Source organism: Arthrobacter halodurans, assembly GCF_041877255.1.
In the GTDB taxonomy this organism is placed as follows: Bacteria; Actinomycetota; Actinomycetes; order Actinomycetales; family Micrococcaceae; genus Arthrobacter_N; species Arthrobacter_N halodurans.
In genome coordinates, this window is record NZ_JBHDLJ010000035.1 from 1 (window position 1) to 335 (window position 335).

1 pseudogene is annotated in these 335 nt (G+C 79.7%); it reads right to left on the reverse strand.

The window, feature by feature from the left end:
• Nucleotides 1–311 (reverse strand): annotated as a pseudogene (locus ACETWP_RS17315) (hypothetical protein); the annotation flags it as partial.
• Nucleotides 312–335 lie beyond the last annotated feature (24 nt).

Genomic DNA, 335 nt, shown 5'->3' on the forward strand with positions numbered 1-335 from the left:
GCCATCTCCGCGTCCGCCTTCGCCCGGAGGACCCCGGCGCGCAGCTCCGCCAGCGAATCCGCCCACCACCGCTCGCCCCACTCCCGGTCCTCCTCCTCGTCCCGGTCCGCGAGACACCCCGGCGCCACGCCGACGCCACCGCCTCCGCCGCCCGCGGACACGCCCCCGCCAGGGTCCACCACGCCAGGGTCCGCCGCGGCGGCACTGCCGTCCGCGCCGCCGGGTTCCGGCGGCGGCCCCGCCCCGCCGAGCACCCACGGGACCTCCGGCGCACTCCGGTACGACAAGCCCGCCGGGGACGTGTTCACCACACCCCCATCCCCGAGCGCCTCCGC